The sequence below is a fragment of the Micromonospora tarensis genome, from assembly GCF_016803395.1.
Taxonomy (GTDB): Bacteria; Actinomycetota; Actinomycetes; order Mycobacteriales; family Micromonosporaceae; genus Micromonospora; species Micromonospora tarensis.
The window spans coordinates 1-2,880 of sequence record NZ_JAEVHL010000427.1 but is presented as its reverse complement, the minus strand read 5'-3'; the positions used below and the strand labels follow the sequence as shown (position 1 = coordinate 2,880).

Sequence of the window (2,880 nt, the reverse complement as noted above, 5' to 3'; positions counted from 1 at the left end):
GCGGGAGGTGGTGGTGCACAGCCGCTCCGCCGCCCGCCGGGACGCCTTCGCCGCCCGCGTCCGTGCCGAACTGGGCGTGTCGGCCCGCGCCACGGCCGACCCGGGCTCCGCTGTGGCCGGGCGGGACATCGTGCTGCTCGCGACCACCAGCCCGTCCCCGGTCCTGCGCGCCGCCGACCTCAGCCCCGGCACGCACGTCAACGCGGTCGGCTTCAAGCAGCGCGACCGCAGCGAGTTCGGCACCGACCTGCTGGACCGTGCCGAGGTGTTGGCCACCGACTCGCCAGCCCAGGCGGCGAGCTACCAGCCGCCGATGCTCGCGGCCACCCCCGCGTACACCGGGCGGTTGCACGACCTGGGCGCGATCCTGGCCGGTGCGGTCGCCGGTCGGACCAGCGCGGAGCAGGTTTCCGTCTTCTGCTCCACCGGCCTGGCCGGCACCGAGGTGTTCCTGCTCGACGCGCTGACCCGGGTCAGCGCCGCGACGCGTTGACCGGCGCGCGGCACCGGGTGCCGGAGCGGCGTCGGGGTGGGCCGAAGGGTCCCACAGCCCGCGTGCGTGGGCTTCCCCGGCTGGCCCGGTACCCTCGGATGGTGTCTGCCACCTCTCCCTCACCCTCTGACAACGCCGAGGGCCGTCGCGTCGCTCTGCTGACCCTGGGCTGTGCCCGCAACGAGGTCGACTCGGAGGAGCTGGCTGCCCGCCTGCACGCCGACGGTTGGCAGGTGACCACCGACGGCGAGGGCGCCGACGTGGTGGTCGTCAACACCTGCGGTTTCGTGGAAAAGGCCAAGCAGGACTCGATCCAGACCCTGCTCGCCGCCGCCGGCACGGGCGCCAAGGTGGTCGCCGCGGGCTGCATGGCCGAGCGGTACGGCCGGGAGCTCGCCGACAGCCTGCCCGAGGCGCAGGCGGTGTTGAGCTTCGACGACTACCCGGACATCGCCGCCCGGCTGAACGCGGTGGTCGCCGGCGAGCGGGTCACCGCGCACACCCCCCGGGACCGTCGTGAGCTGCTGCCGTTGACCCCGGTGAAGCGGCGCGACAGCGCGGTGTCGCTGCCCGGGCACGGCACCGTGACCCGCGCCGCGGTCGACACCGACGAGCACACCCCGGCGCACCTGCGTCAGGTGTTGCGTCGCCGGCTGGACACCGGCCCGGTGGCCTCGCTGAAGCTGGCCAGCGGCTGCGATCGGCGCTGTGCGTTCTGTGCCATTCCGGCCTTTCGGGGCGCGTTTGTCTCGCGTACCCCGGACGAGCTGCTCGCCGAGGCCGAGTGGCTGGCCAAGACCGGCGTACGCGAGCTGGTGCTGGTCAGTGAGAACTCCACCTCGTACGGCAAGGATCTGGGTGACCCCAGGGCGTTGGAGAAGCTGCTGCCGCAGCTCGCCGCGGTGACCGGCATCGTCCGGGTGCGGGCGAGCTACCTCCAGCCGGCCGAGACCCGGCCCGGGTTGGTCGAGGCGATCGCCACCACCCCGGGCGTGGCGCCGTACTTCGACCTGTCGTTCCAGCACTCCAGCGAGCCGGTGCTGCGCCGGATGCGGCGGTTCGGCTCCACCGACCGGTTCCTGGAGCTGCTGGCGGGTGCCCGCGCGCTGGCCCCGGACGCGGGCGCCCGGAGCAACTTCATCGTCGGCTTCCCCGGTGAGACCCGCGCCGACGTCGACGAGCTGGTCCGCTTCCTGACCGAGGCCGGGCTCGACGCGATCGGCATGTTCGACTACAGCGACGAGGACGGCACCGAGGCCGCCGGCCTGCCCGGCAAGGTCTCCGCCGCGACGATCAAGCGGCGCTACGACCGGCTCAGCGCGCTCGCTGACGAGCTCTGCTCGCAGCGGGCCGAGGATCGGCTCGGCTCCACCGTCGAGGTGCTTGTCGACTCGATCGCGGACGGTGTGGTGGAGGGCCGGGCCGCGCACCAGGCGCCCGAGGTGGACGGCTCCACCACCCTGGTCGCCCCGGCCGAGGGCGGGGTCGACCTGGCCGCGCTGCGCCCCGGTGACCTGGTACGCGCGACGGTGACCGGCACCGAAGGGGTGGACCTGCTCGCGGTGCCGGATGAGATGATCTCGGCGGCGCCCGGCGCGGCACGGTGACGGCGGGCCCGAGCGGAGCGGGGGAGCCAGGTGGTGTGCTGCCGGGAACGCCACGGGGGCCCGAGCGGAGTGCGGCGGTGACCGGGGCGACGGAGTCGACGCCCGGCCGGGTGGTCGCCGTGGTGCCGGTCGTCAACGCGGCAAACGCGCTGACCGCGCTGCGGTTGGTGCTGGTGCCGGTCTTCGCCGCCTCGGTGGTCGTGTCTGGAATGACACACTCCGGCTGGCGGATGGCGGCCTGTCTGATCTTCGCGGTGGCCTCGGCGACCGACCTGGTGGACGGCTGGATCGCCCGCCGGTTCGGGCTGGTCACCTCGGTCGGCAAGGTGGCCGACCCGATCGCCGACAAGGCGCTCACCGGCGCGGCCCTGGTGCTGCTCTCCTGGTACGACCAACTGCCCTGGTGGGTGACCGCGTTGATCCTCGTCCGCGAGCTGGGCATCACCGGGCTGCGGTTCTGGGTGATCCGGCACGGCGTGATCGCCGCCAGCCGAGGCGGCAAGGTCAAGACCGCGCTGCAGGTCCTCGCCATCGCCTGGTACCTCTGGCCGATGCCCGAGGCCCTCGCCGCGGTCGGCCCCTGGATCATGGGCGCGGCCGTCCTGGTCACGGTCGCCACCGGCTTCGACTACATAGCCCAGGCGCTGCGCCTCCGCCGCCCCCGCTGACCCGACCCCTCGGTCCCGTTGATCATCAAGTTGTTGTCCTCCCGGCCGGCGTGTCGTGGCCCCAACTTCATGATCGACGCGATTGGGTCGGCAGGGTTGGGGGGCGGCGGTG

2 protein-coding genes and 1 pseudogene are annotated in these 2,880 nt (G+C 73.5%); all 3 read left to right on the top strand.

The features are described 5' to 3' along the window. Positions 1 to 493: pseudogene (locus JM949_RS35040) on the top strand (ornithine cyclodeaminase family protein); the annotation flags it as partial. A gap of 98 nt (positions 494 to 591) precedes the next feature. Continuing rightward, on the top strand, positions 592 to 2,100 hold the full coding sequence (gene rimO, locus JM949_RS35035; RefSeq protein WP_203152353.1) for a 30S ribosomal protein S12 methylthiotransferase RimO: 1,509 nt from the start codon (positions 592 to 594) through the stop codon (positions 2,098 to 2,100). A 77-nt stretch (positions 2,101 to 2,177) separates the two neighbouring features. Then, positions 2,178 to 2,768 carry a CDP-diacylglycerol--glycerol-3-phosphate 3-phosphatidyltransferase gene (pgsA, locus tag JM949_RS35030; RefSeq protein ID WP_203152352.1) on the top strand — a complete coding sequence of 197 codons (591 nt, stop codon included), beginning with the start codon at positions 2,178 to 2,180 and terminating at the stop codon, positions 2,766 to 2,768. Positions 2,769 to 2,880: the final 112 nt, after the last annotated feature.